Annotated in this window: 2 protein-coding genes; both read right to left on the minus strand. The window is 55.7% G+C overall.

The annotated features are described in order from the left end of the window. Positions 1 to 171: 171 nt before the first annotated feature. A complete protein-coding gene (locus tag A3AG_RS0100155; protein ID WP_012354724.1) occupies positions 172 to 1,191 on the minus strand; it encodes a zinc-dependent alcohol dehydrogenase family protein in 1,020 nt (339 codons plus the stop codon). Positions 1,192 to 1,265: 74 nt separating this feature from the next. Further along, on the minus strand, positions 1,266 to 2,219 hold the full coding sequence (locus tag A3AG_RS0100160; RefSeq protein ID WP_081479564.1) for a branched-chain amino acid ABC transporter permease: 954 nt from the start codon (positions 2,217 to 2,219) through the stop codon (positions 1,266 to 1,268). Positions 2,220 to 2,357: the final 138 nt, after the last annotated feature.

The following is a 2,357-nucleotide window of genomic DNA, read 5'->3' on the forward strand; positions in this document are numbered from 1 at the left end:
GTAATCGCGCTAATGAGGCCGGAATGGGCGCCAAAACGCGGAAAAAGCCGAGGCAGTGACGTCCGGCTTCCGGATTGTGAAAAACAGCGCTCCCCTCCTTGCGGGGAAAAACTCATCGCTAGCGCGATGAGTACTTCAGCAGCCTGCTATTGCGCATTCGAGCCGACGACATCACACCGAGTGGCGAATACAGATTTTTCCGAAATGCTTGCCTGAAGCGAGGTAATGCATTGCTGAATGAAGCGCCTCGAATGGGAATATGCGATCGACCACGGGGCGCAATCTGGTCGCTTCGAAATGGGTTAGCATTGCTTCCAAGTCGGCACGGCTGCCGACAGTGATGCCTTGCAACCTGATGTGCCGCGTTACAACCTGGCCGAGTGGAATTTTTGGATCAGAACCGGAAAGGACACCGATCAAGCTGATTGTTCCTCCTGTCCGGACAGCGCGCACGGACTGGGCTAGCGTATCTGCCCCCCCGACTTCAACAATGTGATCGACGCCGACGCCCCGCGTATGCTCTCTCACCGTGCGCCACCATTGTGGCTCCTTCTCGTAATTAATCAGGTAGTCCGCTCCAAGCGACTTCGCGCTGGCAAGTTTCTTGTCGCTGGAAGACGTAATGATCACGACCGCGCGCAGTGACTTCGCAATCTGGAGCGCAAACAGAGAGACTCCGCCAGTCCCTTGCACGAGGACGGTTTCCCCTCGCTTCAGTCGCCCCTCGGTGATCAGGGCTCGCCACGCCGTTACACCCGCAGTAGGCAACGTTGCGGCTTCAAAATCAGAGAGGTAGGCGGGCACACGGCATACCCCTTCCTCGGGTATCACCAAATGGGTCGCCATGGTTCCATCCTGCTCGCAACCCAAGCTAGATTGCATTCGTTCGGCGTTTGGTGCACCGTCCACCCACGTTTGATAAAAGATCGGGCATACACGCTCACCTACCTGAAACCGAGTTACCCCAGCGCCTACGGCATCAATGACACCCACACCATCGCTTAGAACGATGAGTGGCAGATCTTTCATTCGCTTCCCGTAACCGTGGCTAGGAATAATGAGATCGCGATAATTCAAAGCCGCAGCCCGCATCTTGAGACGCACCTCCCCTGTGGCTGGCTGAGGCATCGGTTTGGACGCCATCTGGAGATGCTCGATGGACCAGTCCTGCTCAACTTGGAATACACGCATCGTATGTTCCTCTCTACGCTTTGGTGCTCGCACCTACCATGCGATAGCCCTTCAGAAAATCTCAGCAGCAGCAGCTACCTCGTGTTGACCGGCTTATGAGCCAAGTCACGCCGTCGACGGACGTGTGACCTTATCGCATGCGACTGCCTTCTCGCGACGAATGCGTTGGATTCGCCGGCGATACCCTTCCGGAATAGGAGCACGCAGAAAATGAACGTCAAGCCGGTGACTATCGTGACGGATTCGCCCAGGGCATCGAACCACTCGATATGAGTAGCTGTTGCCAGCGCTTCACCAATTTCGCCTAGCTCATTCTCAAGCACCATGATGACAACAGCGCCGACAATGGGCCCTATCAGGGTGCCAACTCCGCCAACTAGCGTCATGAGTACGACCATGCCTGACAGGCCCCAATGCACATCGACCAAGGTCTCGAAGCCGAGCACGATCGCTTTGACAGAGCCTGCCAAACCGGTCAGGACGGAAGACAGGACAAAGGCCATCAGCTTGTATCGATCGGCATCGTAGCCAAGGGAGATGGATCGAGGCTCGTTTTCCTTGACCGCCCTGAGGATTTGCCCGAACGGAGATTGGACGATCCGGGTAATCAATGCGAGGGCGGCCACGAATATTGCCAGTACAACGAAGTACATGGTCGTATCGTCCCCAAGATCAAGAACGCCAAGGAGTTTGCCACGCGGGATCCCCTGCATGCCGTCTTCACCCCCAGTAACCGGCGCCTGGAGACAGACGAAATAAACCATCTGAGCCAGCGCAAGCGTGATCATCGTGAAGTAAATCCCTTTCCGCCTGATCGCAAGACTAGCCATCAGGAATCCAAGAATGGCAGAAACCACCATACCGAGTACGATGGCTCCTTCCATTGGGATGCCAAGATCGCGGGCTGCGTATCCGGTCACATACCCGGCCGCACCGAATAGTGCTGCATGGCCGAAAGAAAGAAGACCGGTGAATCCCATTAGAAGATTGAATGCACATGCAAAAAGCGCGAAGCACATGATCTTCATAAGGAGAACGGGATAAACGAAGTTGGGCAGGAGCAAAGCGATGCCTAGCAGGCTGCTGAAGTACTCATCGCGCTAGCGATGAGTTTTTCCCCGCAAGGCGGGGAGCGCTGTTTTTCACAATCCGGAAGCCGGACGTCA

The organism is Cupriavidus neocaledonicus (assembly GCF_000372525.1).
In the GTDB taxonomy this organism is placed as follows: domain Bacteria; phylum Pseudomonadota; class Gammaproteobacteria; order Burkholderiales; family Burkholderiaceae; genus Cupriavidus; species Cupriavidus neocaledonicus.